Annotated in this window: 19 protein-coding genes; 18 read left to right on the top strand and 1 reads right to left on the bottom strand. The window is 32.8% G+C overall.

The genetic code is table 11. The features are described from left to right. Positions 1-75: 75 nt before the first annotated feature. From hemW to recO, 17 genes are all read left to right on the top strand, one after another. A complete protein-coding gene (hemW, locus tag ACF91D_RS14670) occupies positions 76-1,200 on the top strand; it encodes a radical SAM family heme chaperone HemW (RefSeq protein ID WP_069792165.1) in 1,125 nt (374 codons plus the stop codon). 100 nt (positions 1,201-1,300) lie between these two features. Then, positions 1,301-2,281 carry a heat-inducible transcriptional repressor HrcA gene (gene hrcA / locus ACF91D_RS14665; RefSeq protein WP_039069601.1) on the top strand — a complete coding sequence of 327 codons (981 nt, stop codon included), beginning with the start codon at positions 1,301-1,303 and terminating at the stop codon, positions 2,279-2,281. 26 nt (positions 2,282-2,307) lie between these two features. After that, positions 2,308-2,919, top strand: a complete 612-nt coding sequence (gene grpE, locus ACF91D_RS14660) for a nucleotide exchange factor GrpE (RefSeq protein ID WP_039069600.1) — start codon at positions 2,308-2,310, stop codon at positions 2,917-2,919. Between the two features lie 55 nt (positions 2,920-2,974). Next, positions 2,975-4,819 (top strand): molecular chaperone DnaK, encoded by a 1,845-nt coding sequence (gene dnaK / locus ACF91D_RS14655; RefSeq protein WP_039069599.1) that lies wholly within the window; start codon positions 2,975-2,977, stop codon positions 4,817-4,819. 146 nt (positions 4,820-4,965) lie between these two features. After that, positions 4,966-6,102 (top strand): molecular chaperone DnaJ, encoded by a 1,137-nt coding sequence (gene dnaJ / locus ACF91D_RS14650; RefSeq protein ID WP_069792164.1) that lies wholly within the window; start codon positions 4,966-4,968, stop codon positions 6,100-6,102. A gap of 3 nt (positions 6,103-6,105) precedes the next feature. After that, complete coding sequence (prmA, locus tag ACF91D_RS14645) at positions 6,106-7,044, top strand: 50S ribosomal protein L11 methyltransferase (RefSeq protein WP_327620583.1); 939 nt, start codon at positions 6,106-6,108, stop codon at positions 7,042-7,044. Position 7,045: 1 nt separating this feature from the next. Beyond that, positions 7,046-7,798 carry a 16S rRNA (uracil(1498)-N(3))-methyltransferase gene (locus ACF91D_RS14640; protein WP_327620584.1) on the top strand — a complete coding sequence of 251 codons (753 nt, stop codon included), beginning with the start codon at positions 7,046-7,048 and terminating at the stop codon, positions 7,796-7,798. A gap of 245 nt (positions 7,799-8,043) precedes the next feature. Next, the gene (gene rpsU / locus ACF91D_RS14635; protein ID WP_002483157.1) at positions 8,044-8,220 is read left to right on the top strand and encodes a 30S ribosomal protein S21; all 177 of its coding nucleotides are present in this window, start codon (positions 8,044-8,046) and stop codon (positions 8,218-8,220) included. Between the two features lie 304 nt (positions 8,221-8,524). Then, the gene (locus ACF91D_RS14630) at positions 8,525-9,208 is read left to right on the top strand and encodes an NfeD family protein (protein WP_392437343.1); all 684 of its coding nucleotides are present in this window, start codon (positions 8,525-8,527) and stop codon (positions 9,206-9,208) included. A 12-nt stretch (positions 9,209-9,220) separates the two neighbouring features. Then, positions 9,221-10,204 (top strand): flotillin-like protein FloA, encoded by a 984-nt coding sequence (gene floA / locus ACF91D_RS14625; RefSeq protein ID WP_069792163.1) that lies wholly within the window; start codon positions 9,221-9,223, stop codon positions 10,202-10,204. A 16-nt stretch (positions 10,205-10,220) separates the two neighbouring features. Further along, the gene (locus ACF91D_RS14620) at positions 10,221-10,889 is read left to right on the top strand and encodes a hypothetical protein (protein ID WP_069792162.1); all 669 of its coding nucleotides are present in this window, start codon (positions 10,221-10,223) and stop codon (positions 10,887-10,889) included. A 386-nt stretch (positions 10,890-11,275) separates the two neighbouring features. Beyond that, positions 11,276-12,223 (top strand): PhoH family protein, encoded by a 948-nt coding sequence (locus ACF91D_RS14615; RefSeq protein ID WP_327620586.1) that lies wholly within the window; start codon positions 11,276-11,278, stop codon positions 12,221-12,223. Continuing rightward, positions 12,224-12,685 (top strand): rRNA maturation RNase YbeY, encoded by a 462-nt coding sequence (ybeY, locus tag ACF91D_RS14610; protein WP_039069593.1) that lies wholly within the window; start codon positions 12,224-12,226, stop codon positions 12,683-12,685. It abuts the gene before it with no gap. Positions 12,686-12,693: 8 nt separating this feature from the next. Next, entirely contained in the window at positions 12,694-13,032 is a 339-nt protein-coding gene (locus ACF91D_RS14605; RefSeq protein ID WP_327620587.1) for a diacylglycerol kinase family protein, read from the top strand. Positions 13,033-13,132: 100 nt separating this feature from the next. Next, positions 13,133-13,537, top strand: coding sequence for a cytidine deaminase (cdd, locus tag ACF91D_RS14600; protein WP_069792160.1), 405 nt, complete (start codon positions 13,133-13,135; stop codon positions 13,535-13,537). Beyond that, positions 13,537-14,436, top strand: a complete 900-nt coding sequence (gene era / locus ACF91D_RS14595) for a GTPase Era (protein ID WP_069792159.1) — start codon at positions 13,537-13,539, stop codon at positions 14,434-14,436. Before cdd ends, era begins: the two co-directional genes overlap by 1 nt. 33 nt (positions 14,437-14,469) lie before the next feature. Continuing rightward, complete coding sequence (gene recO / locus ACF91D_RS14590; protein ID WP_039069589.1) at positions 14,470-15,228, top strand: DNA repair protein RecO; 759 nt, start codon at positions 14,470-14,472, stop codon at positions 15,226-15,228. A 609-nt stretch (positions 15,229-15,837) separates the two neighbouring features. Here recO and ACF91D_RS14585 read toward each other — a convergent pair. Further along, positions 15,838-17,229: a glycine--tRNA ligase gene (locus ACF91D_RS14585; RefSeq protein WP_039068423.1), complete on the bottom strand. Its 1,392-nt coding sequence runs from the start codon at positions 17,227-17,229 to the stop codon at positions 15,838-15,840. A gap of 330 nt (positions 17,230-17,559) precedes the next feature. Between ACF91D_RS14585 and ccpN the strand changes: the two genes are divergently transcribed. Beyond that, positions 17,560-18,192: a transcriptional regulator CcpN gene (ccpN, locus tag ACF91D_RS14580; RefSeq protein WP_107549854.1), complete on the top strand. Its 633-nt coding sequence runs from the start codon at positions 17,560-17,562 to the stop codon at positions 18,190-18,192. Positions 18,193-18,200: the final 8 nt, after the last annotated feature.

Genomic DNA, 18,200 nt, shown 5'->3' with positions numbered 1-18,200 from the left:
AAATCCAAAAGATTTATGGCCCAGTTTTTTGTGATTATTTTAAGTCTTCAATAAACGAAAGAAGGTGCACGCAATATGGAAGTGAAAAGTGCATATATCCATATTCCATTTTGTGTAAGAATATGTACATATTGCGATTTCAATAAATATTTTATACACAATCAACCGGTGGATGAATATTTAGATTGCTTAATTAAAGAGATGTGCGATAGCGAGGTTAGAGTTTTAGAAACTGTATTTGTAGGTGGTGGAACACCGACAGCCCTAAGTTATAAGCAACTCAAGCGGTTACTAATTGCAATTACTGATATATTCGAAATTAAAGGTGAATTTAGTTTTGAAGCTAATCCAGATGAATTAACACTTGAAAAAGTTCAGTTATTAAAAGATTTTGGTGTTAACAGACTATCTATGGGTGTTCAAACGTTTAAACCTGAACTATTAGAAATATTAGGTAGAACGCATCATACTACTGATATATATCAAGCTGTTACTAATGCGCGTGCGGTAGGTATTCCCTCTATAAGTTTAGATTTGATGTACCATTTACCACAACAAACGTTAGAGGATTTTAAGGATAGTTTAGAAAAGGCATTGGCCATGGATATTGACCACATTTCAAGTTATGGGCTTATATTGGAACCTAAAACACAATTTTATAATATGTATAAAAAAGGTAAGTTGAAAATTCCTAATGAAGATATTGGTGAAGAAATGTATGAATATCTAATTGAGAGAATGAACAAGTCTGATTTACATCAATATGAAATTTCAAATTTTGGGAAAATAGGCCATGAATCAGAACATAATAAAGTTTATTGGAAAAATGAAGGGTATTATGGTTTTGGTGCAGGTGCAAGTGGCTATGTGAATGGTGAACGTTACAGTAATGTTAATCCTGTAAATCACTATATAAAAAAAATAAAGAACAATGAAAGACCTATATTACAATCAACTTCCCCAACAAAAACAGAACAAATGGAAGAAGAAATGTTCTTAGGTTTGAGAATGAATAAAGGTGTAAGTAAAAGTAGGTTTTTTGAAAAATTTGATCAAACAGTTGAGCAAGTTTATGAGCAAGCGCTTAAAGATTTAATTCAAAAAGGGCTTATCGTTGAACAAGATGACTATATTTCTATGACTGATCGTGGAAAAGTTGTTGGAAACTTAGTATTTGAAGCGTTTTTACTTAATGTATAAAAATTTATAAAAATCCAGTGCTTTAACATTGACTTACTTTGACCAATTTGATAAATTATAATTAGCACTTGAAACAAAAGAGTGCTAATGAGGTGAAAACATGATTAGTGATAGACAATTAAGCATACTAAATGCAATTGTTGAAGATTATGTTGATTTAGGTCAGCCAATTGGTTCAAAAACACTGATTGAACGGCATAAATTGAATGTTAGTCCTGCTACTATTAGGAATGAGATGAAGCAATTAGAGCTTCTCGAACTAATAGAGAAGACGCATACGTCGTCAGGGCGATATCCTTCAGAATCAGGTATCAGATATTATGTGAATCAATTATTACAGGAAACATCTCATCAACAACAAACAAAAATTCAACGTTTAAGAGATTTATTAGTTGAAAATCATTATGATATTGCGACTTCACTCAGTGATTTTGCAAATGAACTTTCAAATCAATCTCAATATACAACGTTGGTAATGCGTCCAAATCATAAAAAAGATATTATTAACAACATTCATTTGTTTAGAGCGAATGCTTATTTGGTTATAATGGTCGTTGTATTCTCATCAGGTCATGTTGAAAACTTACATTTAGCATCTCAAGTTCCATTATCAAATAATGAACTTACAAACATTTCTAATTTTGTTACAGCTAAATATAATGAGTGGAATAATCATCATTTCGAAAATGATTTAAATGCTTTTGTGAAATCAGATATTGAGAAGGATTTTATAAAAGACATGCTGAATACAATAGATATTCATTTTGATAATCAAAGTAATGGCATTTTTATGGGCGGAAAGGTTAAACTCATAGATGCGTTGAATGAAACGAACGTATCATCAATTCAACCGATTCTACAATATATAGAATCAAATAAAATCACTCAATTACTTGATGAAATGTCTAATTCAGCTATTAATGTCAAAATTGGTCATGAAATCGAATCAAGTTTAAGTGATATTTCAATCGTAACAAGTGAATATCACATTGATGATAGACTTAAAGGTCAAATTGCGGTTATCGGACCAACGGCAATGAATTATCAGAACGTAATCAGATTACTAAATACGATTTGGTAATTAACAATTGTATTGGAGGGCAGACAATGACAGAAAAAAATGAATCAGTTTTCGACCAAAATGAAGATGTAAATGAACAAACATCAGAAGAAAACACGGTTGAAAGTACTGATGAAACTACAGAAACATCAAAAGATAATCTGCAGGAGGACGATTCACAAAATATCTCAGAAGACGTAGATCCTAAAGATGAAGAAATTCAACAATTGAAAAAAGATGTTCAAGAAAATGAAGAAAAATATTTGAGATTATACGCTGAATTTGAAAACTATAAGCGTAGAATTCAAAAAGAAAACCAAACAATGAAAGAGTATAAAGCGCAAGACGTTTTAAATGATATCTTACCAACAATAGATAACATTGAACGTGCTTTACAAATTGATGGCGAAGATGAACAGTTTAAATCACTTAAAAAAGGTGTAGAAATGGTTCATGAAAGCTTATTAAATGCATTGAAAAATAATGGTTTAGAAAGAATTGAAACTGAAGGTCAACAATTTGACCCTAACTTTCACCAAGCAGTAGTTCAAGATGATAACCCTGATTTTGAATCAGGACAAATTACTCAAGAGCTACAAAGTGGATATAAGTTGAAAGAAAGAATTTTAAGACCTTCAATGGTTAAAGTAAATCAATAAATTATTTTATTGTTGAAAACACCAAATTTTCAAACATAACAGGAGGAATTTATTTATGAGTAAAGTAATAGGTATTGACTTAGGTACAACAAATTCATGTATTGCAGTATTAGAAGGCGATGAGCCAAAAGTAATTCAAAATCCTGAAGGTGCTAGAACAACACCATCTGTAGTTGCATTTAAAAATGATGAAACTCAAGTAGGTGAAGTTGCTAAGCGTCAAGCAATCACTAACCCTAATACGATTCAATCTATCAAACGTCATATGGGTACAGATTACAAAGTAGACGTTGAAGGTAAATCATATACACCACAAGAAATTTCAGCAATGGTATTACAAAACCTTAAAAGTACAGCAGAAGATTATTTAGGCGAAAGCGTAGATAAAGCGGTTATCACAGTTCCTGCATATTTCAATGACAGTGAACGTCAAGCTACTAAAGACGCTGGTAAAATTGCTGGTCTAGAAGTTGAACGTATTATTAACGAACCAACTGCAGCTGCATTAGCTTACGGTTTAGATAAAACAGAACAAGACCAAAAAGTACTTGTATTTGACCTAGGTGGCGGTACTTTTGACGTTTCAATCCTTGAATTAGGTGACGGCGTATTTGAAGTACTTTCAACAGCAGGTGACAATAAACTTGGTGGGGATGACTTCGACCAAGTAATTATCGATCACTTAGTTGCAGAGTTTAAAAAAGAAAATGGCGTTGACTTATCAAAAGATAAAATGGCTTTACAACGTCTTAAAGACGCTGCTGAAAAAGCTAAAAAAGACTTATCTGGTGTTTCTCAAACACAAATTTCATTACCATTTATTTCTGCTGGGGAAAACGGCCCATTACACTTAGAACTTACTTTAACTCGTTCTAAATTTGAAGAATTAGCAGATTCATTAATCAGAAGAACTATGGAACCAACTCGTCAAGCAATGAAAGACGCTGGTTTATCTAGCTCTGATATCGACGAAGTTATCTTAGTTGGTGGTTCTACAAGAATACCGGCAGTACAAGACGCAGTGAAAAAAGAAGTAGGTAAAGACCCTCATAAAGGTGTTAACCCTGATGAAGTAGTAGCAATGGGTGCTGCAATTCAAGGTGGCGTAATCACAGGTGATGTTAAAGATGTAGTATTATTAGACGTTACTCCATTATCTTTAGGTATCGAGATTATGGGTGGACGTATGAACACATTAATCGAAAGAAATACTACAATTCCAACATCAAAATCACAAGTATACTCTACAGCTGCAGATAATCAACCAGCAGTTGATATCCATGTATTACAAGGTGAACGTCCAATGGCAGCGGATAATAAAACACTTGGTAGATTCCAATTAACAGATATCCCAGCAGCACCTCGTGGCGTACCACAAATCGAAGTTACATTTGATATCGATAAAAATGGTATTGTAAATGTTACTGCAAAAGACTTAGGCACTAACAAAGAACAAAATATTACAATTCAATCAAGCTCAGCACTTTCAGATGATGAAATCGATCGCATGGTTAAAGATGCAGAAGAAAATGCTGAAGCAGATAAAAAACGTCGTGAAGAGAGTGACTTAAGAAACGAAGCAGATAGCTTAGTATTCCAAGTTGAAAAAACAATCACTGATTTAGGTGAAAACATCAGCGAAGAAGATAAGACAAATGCTGAAGATAAAAAAGAAGCATTAAAATCTGCGCTTGAAGGCGAAGATACAGAAGATATCAAAGCTAAAAAAGAAGAATTAGAACAAGTTGTTCAAGACTTATCAACTAAAGTTTACGAACAAGCTGCACAAGCTCAACAACAAGCTCAAGGTGAAGATGCTAATGCTTCTCAAGACAGCAATGTTGAAGATGCAGATTTTACAGAAGTTAAAGATGACGACAACGAAGATAAGCAAAAATAAGTGTAGTCATGGACTAAATAATTGTTATTGATAGAAATATATGACACAATTGCTTAGCCAAATTAAGTCAAAGTCAATTGAACATTGGCTTTGACTTTTTCCTTTTTTATAAAAGATTTAATAAAACCGTAAAAGGAGAGATAGCAATGGCCAAAAGAGATTATTATGAAGTCTTAGGCGTGAGTAAAAGCGCTTCTAAAGATGAAATTAAAAAGGCTTATCGTAAATTATCGAAAAAATACCATCCAGACATAAATAAAGAAGAAGGTGCTGATGAGAAATTTAAAGAAATCTCAGAAGCATACGAAGTTTTAAGTGATGACAATAAACGTGCCAACTACGACCAATTTGGTCATGACGGACCACAAGGTGGTTTTGGTGGACAAGGATTTGGCGGTCAGGACTTTAGCGGATTTGGAGGCGGCGGTTTCGAAGATATTTTCAGTTCGTTCTTCGGAGGCGGCAGACAACAACGTGATCCAAATGCACCAAGAAAAGGTGATGATTTACAATACACAATGACCGTTACTTTCGATGAAGCAGTTTTTGGTAGCGAAAAAGAGATTTCAATACGTAAAGATGTTGCTTGTCATACATGTGATGGTGAAGGAGCTAAACCAGGTACTAAGAAAAAAACATGCCATTATTGTAGTGGTGCAGGCCATGTTTCTGTTGAACAAAATACGATACTTGGCAGAGTTAGAACAGAAAAAGTTTGTCCAGTATGTAGTGGTTCAGGTCAAGAATTTGAAGAACCATGTCCAACTTGTCACGGAAAAGGTACTGAAAACAAAAATGTTAAAATCAGCGTAACAATACCTGAAGGTGTTGATAACGAACAACAAATTAGATTAGCTGGGGAAGGTGCACCAGGTGAAAATGGCGGACCGCAAGGCGACTTATATATCGTCTTTAGAGTTAAACCTTCAGAAAAATTTGAAAGAGATGGCGACGATATTTATTATTCTCTAGACGTTAGTATTGCTCAAGCAACGTTAGGTGATGAAGTTAAAGTTCCAACGCTAAACGGTAGCGTAATGTTAACTATTCCTGCAGGTACTCAAACAGATAAGCAATTCCGTCTTAAAGAAAAAGGTATTAAAAATGTACATGGTTATGGTTATGGCGACTTATTTATAAATATTAAAGTAGTTACGCCAACTAAAGTGAGTGAACGTCAAAAAGAATTACTTAGAGAATTTGCAGAAATTGATGGTGAAGAAATTTCAGAGCAGCCATCAAATTTTAGAGATAAAGCTAAAAGATTCTTTAAAGGAGAATAATATATGAACTGGACTGAAGTATCAATTATCATTAATCACGAGGCATCATCAATAATCTCTGATATATTAGAAGATTTTGGTTCAAATGGCGTAGTTATAGAAGACTCTAAAGATTTGGAACATGCTTTTGAAGATAAATTCGGTGAAATTTATGCATTAAATGCCAATGATTATCCTCAAAAAGGAGTAAGAATAAAAGCATATTTCAATGAAATTAAATATACAAAAACGTTAAAAACAGAACTTATTAATGCGATTGAGCAAGTTGCCTCTCTGGATTATTCGTTCTTTGAATACACAGAACAAACGTTGCGTGAGCAAGATTGGGAAAATGAATGGAAAAATTATTTCCACCCATTTAGAGCTTCTGAACAATTCACGATAGTTCCTAGTTGGGAAACATATCAAAAAGAAGACCAGAGTGAATTTTGCATTGAGCTAGACCCTGGTATGGCGTTTGGCACAGGCGACCATCCTACCACTAGCATGTGTTTAAAAGCTATAGAAACATATGTGAAGCCAAGTGATTCTGTTATTGATGTCGGCACTGGTTCAGGTATATTAAGTATTGCTGCTCATTTATTAGGTGTTAAACGGATTAAAGCATTAGATGTAGATGAAATGGCAGTGAGAGTTGCTAAAGAAAACTTTGAGAAAAATAATTGTGAACATGCAATTGAAGCTACAACTGGAAATTTGTTACAAGAAGAAACTGAAAAATTTGATGTTGTAATTGCTAATATACTAGCTCATATTATTGAAGAAATGATAGATGATGCTTATAATACTTTAAATAAAGATGGGTATTTTATAACGTCTGGTATTATAGAAGAAAAACATGAAGCGATTGTAGAACAGATGGAAAACGCTGGTTTTAAAGTTATATCTATTAATCATGAAAATAGCTGGGTCTGTATCGTAGGACAGAAAGTGAGCGATTAACATGCAAAGATATTTTATTAATCAAAACGCTGATTCCCTTCAGCGTTTTTCCATTATCGATAAAGGTGACATCCATCATATTACGAATGTAATGAGGCATCAAATTGATGATGAAATTATTATTACCTTTTTGGATCAATTTGTTTATAAATGTAAAATTATAAATATAGCTATTGATGAAATTGATATTGAGCTAGTTGAACGAATTGATATAGATTCAGAATTACCTCAAAATATTACCGTATGTAGTGGTCTGATCAAAGCGGATAAATATGAATGGTTGTTACAAAAGGCAACTGAACTTGGTGCTAGTGAATTTTTAGCAGTAGGAATGAAACGTTCCGTGGTAAAATTAAATGAAAGTAAGGTAACTAAGAAATTAGAGCGTTGGCAGAAAATTATTAAAGAAGCTGCTGAACAAAGTTATAGATTAGTAATACCTTCTATCGATTATAAAGCATCACTAAAAGAAGTTTTTCAACAAATTGATGTTTATGATTATATTTTAATAGCATACGAAGATGCTGCCAAGCAAGGTGAAAGTAGTAACTTAAAAAAAGTGGTAAAACAATTTCAGCCTAATGATCGTGTTTTAGTGGTTTTTGGACCTGAAGGCGGATTAGCCGAAGAAGAGTTGGCACTATTTAATGATAGTGCATATCAAGTAGGGCTTGGTCCTAGAATATTAAGAGCTGAAACAGCCCCGTTATATGTATTGAGTATAGTCAGTTATGAAGTTGAACTGTTTGATTAATTTTATATAAAAGTTTTCGGACTTAATTAACATATTAAACCTAACGACAGTTTTATTGATATTAATAATTTTTACAAAGAAATTTAAAATACTGCTAAAAAGAAGTGTTAGAATAACGTTAAATTAAAAAATGTAAATTTTACTAATTGACCACATTAATCAGATATATTATACTAAGTTATACATGGTTAGTACCATGTCATGATAATAAAGTTTCGTTGATATTTGGAGGGAGGGAAATACACATGTCTAAAACAGTAGTCAAAAAGAACGAATCACTTGAAGATGCGTTACGTCGTTTCAAACGTACAGTTTCTAAAAGCGGTACAATTCAAGAAGTACGTAAACGTGAGTTTTACGAAAAACCTAGCGTTAAACGTAAAAAGAAATCAGAAGCTGCACGTAAACGTAAATTCAAATAATTAATTGTTTCGTTGACTCCCTCAACACCAACATTAATTATAAACCAAATTAGCCTTTAGTTGATGACCAACTAAAGGCTATTATTTTTATCTAAGCTCCTAATATAACGATAGTTATTTACAGTCATTACCACTACAAATTATTAGCATTTCTTAGTATATTCTAACAATCAAGGAACACATGAAATTTAATTTGTCGATTATGAAATTTTATGGTGTAAACGCTATAATCACGTATTAATTTCATGTATAATTAAATTGAGAGCGAGGTGATAGAGTGATTCTTTCAAGTAGTTTACATACAATATTTTCTGCTAATTTTGTTGAAAGTGGGACCTGGATTGACGATGTGGCTAACTTCATTGTAAATCCAGTAGTTGCGTTAATTTTAACATGTATTATCTTCCTAGGTTTTTTATACCAATTGTATTCAAATAGAATTAATATAATAGGGATTGTCGCCACATTAACTTTATTGATATTCTTTTTAGGATTTTATATAAAAGGAGACGTCAATTTATATTCTGTAATTTTATTTGGCATAGGCGTTATATTTGTAATAATTGAACTTTTTGTAGTCGGCGCAGTTATCGGTATTATCGGTATGGCACTTATAGTTTTTAGTATTATTACTTTAGGAGATAATTTAGTTTATATGATTGCCAATGTCATCGTTGCATTAATACTATCAATTATTGAATGGGTGATACTTGTGAAGATATTTAAACGGAAAATTCCATTTTTAGACAAGGTTGTATTGAAAGATTCTACAAATGCAGAAGCAGGCTACACTTCACACGAAGATCGCTCTCATTTAGTTGGGAAAACTGCAACAACTTCAACTGATTTAAGACCTGCAGGGATTATTACTTACAACAATGAACGTATTGATGCAGTATCTGATGGTTCTTTTATTTTAAGAAATAAACAAGTCACCATTTTAGAAGTAGAAGGTACAAGAGTTGTTGTGAGAGAAAACGAATCATAAAGGAGAGAAAGTATGATCGGATTAATTATTATTGTCGCTATAGTAGTAATAGCATTATTGTTACTATTTTCATTTGTCCCAGTCGGATTATGGATTTCAGCAATTGCCGCTGGTGTTAAAGTAGGAATCGGTACATTGGTAGGTATGAGATTACGTAGAGTATCACCAAGAAAAGTTATTTCACCACTTATTAAAGCACATAAAGCAGGGCTTAACTTAACTACAAATCAACTTGAATCCCATTATTTAGCTGGTGGTAACGTTGACCGTGTAGTTGACGCGAATATCGCAGCACAAAGAGCAGATATTAACTTACCATTTGAACGTGGCGCTGCTATTGATTTAGCTGGTCGTGATGTTTTAGAAGCTGTACAAATGTCAGTAAATCCAAAAGTTATAGAAACTCCGTTTATAGCTGGTGTTGCTATGAATGGTATCGAAGTAAAAGCCAAAGCCCGTATTACAGTACGTGCTAATATTGCTCGTTTAGTTGGTGGTGCCGGTGAAGAAACAATCATCGCTCGTGTAGGTGAAGGTATTGTTTCTACAATTGGTTCAAGTGAACATCATACAGAAGTATTAGAAAATCCAGACAATATTTCGAAAACTGTTTTAAGTAAAGGTTTAGATTCTGGTACTGCTTTTGAAATTTTATCAATTGATATCGCTGATGTTGATATTAGTAAAAATATCGGTGCAGACTTGCAAACTGAGCAAGCACTTGCAGATAAGAATATTGCACAAGCTAAGGCTGAAGAACGTCGTGCTATGGCCGTAGCGCAAGAACAAGAAATGAAAGCGAAAGTACAAGAAATGCGTTCTAAAGTTGTTGAAGCCGAAGCTGAAGTACCATTGGCAATGGCAGAAGCTTTACGTTCTGGAAATTTAGGCGTAAAAGATTATTACAACTTGAAAAATGTTGAAGCAGATACAGGTATGAGAAATTCTATTAACCAAAGTACAAATCAACAAGATGATGAATCACCGGATAAATAACTTTAGGGGTGATTAAATGAATATAGGTATTATTATTTTTGTAATATCTGTGATTGTAACAATAATCGGAGCTATTAATGATAATAGCCATAAAGATAGACAAAATCAAAAGCCACCAGTAAATAAACGACCAAACAGTAATGGTGAGCAACCGAAAAAAGGCGGATTCTTAGACGAAATAGGTAAAACATTTAAAGAGATTGAAAAACATATCAATGAAGATCCTATGTCACAAAAAAGAGAACCCGAGCAAATGTCTCAACCTGATCATTCTCAATCTTCACCAACAGAAACACGTGCAGAAAAAATGGAATCACCAAGTTCTGAACGTAAAACAAGAAAAGATAATGAAACTGAAGCAGATAAAGTAAAACGAGCTCAACAACAACAAGATGATAAGCTACAAAAAGAGCTTGAAGCTGATTTAATGGGACAAATACAAGATGTTCGAACTGAAATCGATCGTGAAAATGAGAAAAGACTTCAGAGAACTGAGAAACAAGCACGTGAAATTATTGCAGATAAATACTTATCTGAAAGAACGAAAAGATTTCGTTTGAAACAATTAATGAATGCACATGCTATTCAAAGTCCTGCTAATAATGATCAGTTTAGATTTGCCGATGATGAAGTTGTGAATGGTATTATTTGGTCAGAAGTACTGGAAAGACCTAAAAGGTTATAATTTAATATTTAACGTCTTATAAAAATCAACATATGTAGGTTTTTTATAAGGCGTTATTTTTTGTTACAAAATACTGTACAAATAAAACCTTTTTAACTATTATTGAATAATTACTCAATTTGAGTGCTACTTAATTTATTCAATTAGATAGAATGTAAATCTTCTGTTAAAATTGTAGAAATCACTTACGATTCAATCCTCTTTAAAATAATATCTGCTATTTTCGTGATATAATGAAGATGTAACTTGATTAGTAAGCTTGAATCATGAAAATTCAAATGAATAAATATCTGAAATGATTTATTGTTTATTAAAAACTTTTTGTAACTTAAAATCTAATAGGATAAAATAAGAAGTAACGAATATATTTGTAAAGGAGTACTTATATGCCTGGAATTATTCAAATAGATGACAATAACGAAGCGCAAGCACTCATTGGTAATAATGATGAACACCTTAAATCAATTGAGGAAGGCTTTGATGTCATTGTACATGCTCGAGGACAAGAAATCGCTGTAAAAGGTGAGCAAGTTGAGCATGTTGAGAAAGCAGAATCCGTACTAATAAACTTACTGAAAGTCATCCAACAAGGTGTTTCGATATCTATTAAAGATGTAGAAGCTGCTGTGAAAATGGCACAAAATGGTACGATTCAATACTTATTAGATTTATACGAAGATGAAATAACTAAAGATGCATATGGAAAAACGATTCGTGCAAAAACAATGGGACAACGTATGTATGTCAATGCAATGCACCATAATGATTTAGTTTTTGGTGTAGGACCAGCTGGTACTGGTAAAACATTCTTAGCAGTTGTTTATGCCGCGAAACAATTACGAAAAGGTAACGTAAAACGTATTGTACTTACTAGACCTGCCGTTGAAGCAGGAGAATCGTTAGGCTTTTTACCTGGTGATTTAAAGGAAAAAGTAGATCCATATTTAAGACCGTTATATGACGGCTTGAATACAGTTTTAGGAAGAGAACAAACTGCTAGATTTATAGAAAGAGGTATAATTGAAATTGCTCCGTTAGCCTATATGAGAGGTAGAACATTAGATGATGCTTTTGTCATATTGGATGAAGCTCAAAACACTACTCATGCCCAAATGAAGATGTTTTTAACTAGATTAGGTTTCGGTTCTAAAATGGTAGTAACTGGAGATAAAACGCAGATAGATTTGCCAAAAGGTGTTAAAAGTGGTTTGAAAGAAGCTATTAAAAAGTTAGAAAATGTAAAAGGATTAAGTATTCATAATCTTGACCAAAGCGATGTTGTGCGTCACCCATTAGTAAGTAAAATTATTGATCGTTATGAGGGAGAAGAATAAATGTTTACGATAGATTTTAGTGATCATACAGAATTAGTGCAAAATGAATGGTTAACACAAATAGATGAATTGCTTACTTTTGCAAAAAAACAGGAAAATATTGAAGAAGAAGCAGAATTATCTGTAACATTTGTTGATAAAGAAGAGATTCAAGAAATCAACAAAATGTATCGTGACAAAGATAAAGTAACAGATGTTATCTCTTTTGCATTAGAAGAGGATGAACCAGAAATAACTGGTCTTGATATGCCAAGGGTGTTAGGTGATATTATTATTTGTACTGATGTTGCGAAAGAACAAGCTAATAATTATGGTCATAGCTTTGAAAGAGAACTTGGTTTTCTTGCACTACATGGTTTTTTACATTTATTAGGCTACGATCATATGAATGAACAAGATGAGAAAGAAATGTTCGGCCGACAAGAACAAATACTTAATGCTTATGGATTAACAAGAGATTAGAGGCGCATATGAAACGATTTAGTTACGCTTTTCATGGTATGTTAGTGTTAATAAGAAAAGATTATAAATTTTTATTACATCTTTTATTGGCTTTAGTAGTTATTATCGCGGGTTTTGCTTTTAAAATTAATGAAGTAGAATGGCTTTTTATCATTATATCAATTGGGCTAGTGCTTGCGTTTGAGGCAATTAATACCGCTGTAGAATATGTCGTAGACTTGGTTACCAGTGACTATCATGTTTTAGCGAAAAAAGCTAAAGATGTTGCTGCTTTCAGCGTAGTACTTGCTTCTCTCGTTGCCTTAGTTATAGGACTCATTATTTTCTTACCATATGTATTTAAATAGTAGTGCAATTCGGTGAATATTGTTTATACTAATAAGACGTAACTATTAACAAAATTAAAATATTTGAGGATAACTTATTATTAAGTAGGGGAGATAAACTATGACATACCAATCACATTATTTTACAGAAGTAAGAAACGCTCAAGCAAATGCATATGCGCCATACAGTAATTTTAAGGTTGGTGCGTATTTAAGGACTAAAGATGGAAAAACGTATTATGGTGCTAATGTAGAAAACGCTGCTTATCCTATGTCTATATGCGCAGAAAGATCTAGTTTAGTGGCTGCAATTGCAGATGGTTATCGACCAGGGGATTTTGAGTCAATTACTGTTACTGTTGATGCAGATGAGCCTTCTTCGCCATGCGGATCTTGTAGACAGGTGATGAAAGAACTATGCGATGATGATATGCCAGTGTACATGACAAATCATCACGGGGACATGATAGCGTCGACAGTAAATGAACTATTACCATTAGGATTTTCAGGAAAGGATTTAAATTAATGACAGAACATAAATCAGGATTTATTTCAATTATAGGTAGACCCAATGTTGGTAAATCAACTTTTGTAAACCGTGTAATTGGACATAAAATCGCAATAATGTCTGACAAGGCACAAACTACTAGAAATAAGATACAAGGAGTTATGACACAAGAAGATGCTCAGATTATCTTTTTAGACACACCAGGTATTCATAAACCTAAACATAAATTAGGTGATTACATGATGCGTGTGGCTACAAACACCTTATCTGAAATTGATGCCATTATGTTTATGGTGAATGTTAACGAAGATATCGGACGTGGTGATGAGTATATTATGGATATGCTCAAAACTATTAAAACACCAGTATTCTTAGTTTTGAATAAAATTGATTTAGTACATCCAGACGAACTGATGCCACGAATTGAAAAATATAAAAAATATTTGGATTTCACTGAAATTGTGCCGATTTCAGCTTTAGAAGGACACAATGTGGAGCATTTTATTAATGTATTAAAATCTTACTTACCAGAAGGACCTAAATATTATCCGGACGACCAAATTTCAGATCACCCAGAACAATTTGTAGTCGGTGAACTTATTCGCGAGAAAATTCTACATTTGACAAGCGAAGAAATACCGCATGCTATTGGGGTTAACGTAGACCGTATGGTTAAAGAAGATGAGGATAGAGTGAGGATTGAAGCTACTATTTTCGTAGAAAGAGACTCGCAAAAAGGTATTGTGATTGGAAAAGGCGGTAAAAAGTTAAAAGAAGTAGGTAAACGTGCACGTCTCGACATAGAACGTTTACTAGGTTCTAAAGTCTATTTGGAACTATGGGTTAAAGTTCAGAAAGATTGGCGTAATAAAGTAAACTTTATACGTCAAATGGGCTATTTAGAAGATCAAGATTAAGGCAAAGAATTTTTTGGAAGTCGGTGTGCTATTATGTTGATTAAACAAAAAGGTATAATCATTAAAACAGTTGATTACGGCGAATCCGATAAAATTATAACAATTTTAAACGAACATGGCGCAAAGGTACCTTTAATGGTAAGGCGAGCTAAAAAGAGTAAGAGTGGTTTACAAGCCAACACCCAATTATTTGTGTATGGCTTGTTTATTTATTCTAAGTGGAAAGGCATGGGAACATTGAGCTCCGTCGATGTGATTGAACAAAATTATCACTTACGTTTAGATATTTATGAAAGTAGTTTTGCTAGTTTATGTGCCGAAACAATTGATCGTTCACTTGAAGCAGATGAAGTTTCTAAATATAGCTATGATCTTTTACATTTTGTTTTGGATAAAATTAAAAATGGTGTGTCAGCGCAACTGATGTCTGTAGTTGTTTTATTAAAATGTATGAACCGTTTCGGATTTAATGCTACATTCGATAAGTGTGTTGTTACTGGCAATGATGATCAGTCCCAATTAATAGCATATAGTTTTAAGTTTGATGGAGCCATTTCTCAAGGTGTTAAATATCAAGATTCACATGCAATGTTGTTATCTAATAAGACGCTTTATTTGCTAGATGTTCTTCAAAAATTACCAATTAATCAAATGAGTTCACTTAGTATTCATGACGATGTTGTCGATGAGATGTCTGAATTAATGATACTATTATATAAAGAATACGTAGGAATGTATTTTAAAAGTCAAAAACTAATCAATCAATTACATAGATTAGATAATTTATCTTGATTACGTCCTATAAGCATTGGTTCTTATCAGTTTGCATATAAAATCAACTAAATAAACATAAATTAGACTAAGTATGAAAGCACTTCTAATATAAGATATAATAATCTTGTATTAGGGTGTTTTTTTTAATTTTTAAGTATAGTTCATATAAACAGTCAAAAGTAAAAACGCTATAGCTTTTTACTAAATGATATATATCCGAATAAAAGAAAAATCTTACTTTTAATAAACTATAATTATATTATGTAACCCTATAATATAATTATATAAGATCAAAAACCTATTATAAGGATTGACGATAAAGTAGATAGAAACATCAACCTTATGATACTTACTATAAAACTTTCGAAGTTTAAGGGAAGTAAAGCTATTAAATTTAGATAAAAGTTAAATCTAGCTTTTGTTATCTGTGAAAACAATTAAAATGAAAGCAGTGGTATGGACTAATACGTTAAATGCTCAACAAAAACTAATTAAACACTCTATGTTCATGCTTACCAATTTAGTAAAATCATTACACAAAAATCTCTTGGTATAAATATATATAAATAAACCAAACGCTATATTTAACGTTTGGTTTATTTTTAAGTAATATTAAGTATAATAAAATTAAAATTTAACTTTTTCAGCTAAGAAAGCATTTAATTCTGTGATTGGCATACGAACTTGTTCCATAGTGTCGCGGTCACGTACAGTTACTTTTTCATCTTCTAAAGAATCAAAGTCGAAAGTAATACAATATGGTGTACCGATTTCATCTTGACGACGGTAACGTTTACCAATTGATTGAGACTCATCGAAGTCTATAGAGAAGTTAGCGCTCAATTCTTCAAATACTTTAATTGCATCACCAGATAATTTTTTGCTCAATGGTAATACTGCTGCTTTATATGGAGCAAGCGCAGGGTGGAAGTGTAATACTGTTCTAGAATCTTTACTACCTTCAACACCTTCTTCATCATAAGCATCACATAAGAATGCTAATGTTACACGGTCAGCACCTAATGATGGCTCAATACAATAAGGGATATATTTTTCGCCTGTTTCTTGGTCGTGATATTGGAAATCTTCACCTGAATGTTGGCTATGCTGTTTCAAGTCGAAATCAGTACGGCTAGCGATACCCCATAGTTCACCCCAGCCAAATGGGAAGCGGTATTCAATGTCAGTAGTTGCATTTGAGTAGTGTGAAAGTTCGTCAGCATCGTGGTCACGTAAACGTGTAGCTTCTTCGCTTAAGTTTAAATCTTTAAGCCATTGACTTGCGAAAGTCTTCCAATAATTTTGCCATTCTATTTCTTCACCTGGTTTACAGAAGAATTCTAATTCCATTTGTTCGAACTCACGTGTTCTGAAAATGAAGTTACCTGGCGTGATTTCATTACGGAATGATTTACCTACTTGACCAATACCAAATGGTAATTTTTTACGCATTGTACGTTGTACGTTTTTATAGTTTACGAAAATACCCTGTGCAGTTTCAGGACGTAAGAAAATTTCGTTTGTAGAATCTTCAGTTACACCTTGGAAAGTTTTGAACATTAAATTGAATTGACGGATATCAGTCCAGTTAGCTGTACCACTTACAGGACAAACGATACCTTCCTCATCAATAATGCGTTTCATTTCATCGAAGCTTAAACCATCGGCAACAAAATTTTCATCGCCTTTTTCATTTGCCATGTAATCTTCGATAATTTTATCAGCACGATAGCGAATTTTACTATCTTTGTTATCAATCATAGGATCGTTAAAGTTACCAAGGTGACCAGATGCTTCCCATGTTTTTGGGTTCATTAAAATTGCAGCATCAATACCTACGTTATATGGGGATTGAGTGATGAATTTTTGCCACCAAGCTTTTTTAATATTATTTTTTAATTCTACTCCTAGTGGACCATAATCCCATGTATTTGATAAACCACCGTAAATGTCACTACCAGGGAATACAAATCCTCTATGTTTTGCTAATGAAACAATTGTTTCCATATCTTTTGCCATAAAAAATACACTCCTTTTAACATAAAAACGTCCCAAGGCACGGAAAATAAAATCTTATCTGTGCCTTGGGACGAGTTAATCATTTTTAATCACATATTCAAGATATGCGCTTGTTTACTGAATATTATTAACCCGCGGTTCCACCCAAGTTAGTGTGAACACTCGCTTTTACAAATCATTTAATTGTAGCCATTAATTTTTGTTAAGCTTTCACTATCCTTAACTCGCTTTAAATCTAATTTTAATGTATTGGCAGTTTATAAGCAAGTAAATATATGTATTTGTAGCAATTTAAATTTCAATGTATAATTGAATAAATTGATTAAAGGGGTGAGCGTTATAGAACTGAGTAAAAGGCAACAGCAAATTGTTGAAATTGTGAAGAATAATGGCCCGATTACTGGTGAACGTATAGCTGAAAAACTGAATTTAACACGCGCGACTTTAAGACCTGATTTAGCCATTTTAACGATGTCTGGTATTTTAGAAGCTAGACCACGCGTTGGCTATTATTATTCTGGGAAACCGAAAAATAAATTAATAGCCGATGAACTAAAACAATATGTAGTTAAAGATTACGCATCTCACCCAGTAGTAGTAAAGAGTGAGATGACTGTTTATGATGCGATATGTACTATATTTTTAGAAGATGTTAGTACACTATTTGTAATTAACAACAATGGGGATTTTATGGGAGTTTGTTCACGTAAAGATTTATTGAGAGCATCAATGATTGGAGAAGATATACATACAATGCCAGTGAATATTATTATGACACGCATGCCAAATTTAAGTTACGTTTTAGAGGACGAAAGGGTAATATTTGCAGCAAATCTCATGATTGAAAAGGAAATCGATTCTTTACCTATTGTGGTTAAAAAAGAAAATGGTAAATATGAAGTTAAAGGTCGTATTTCAAAAACAACAATAACTAAAATCTTTGTATCATTATTAAATGAATAGGTGGTATT

This window comes from Staphylococcus sp. 231237_7MaSpsaltlick (assembly GCF_043107035.1).
This window is presented reverse-complemented; position numbering and strand designations above follow the sequence as displayed.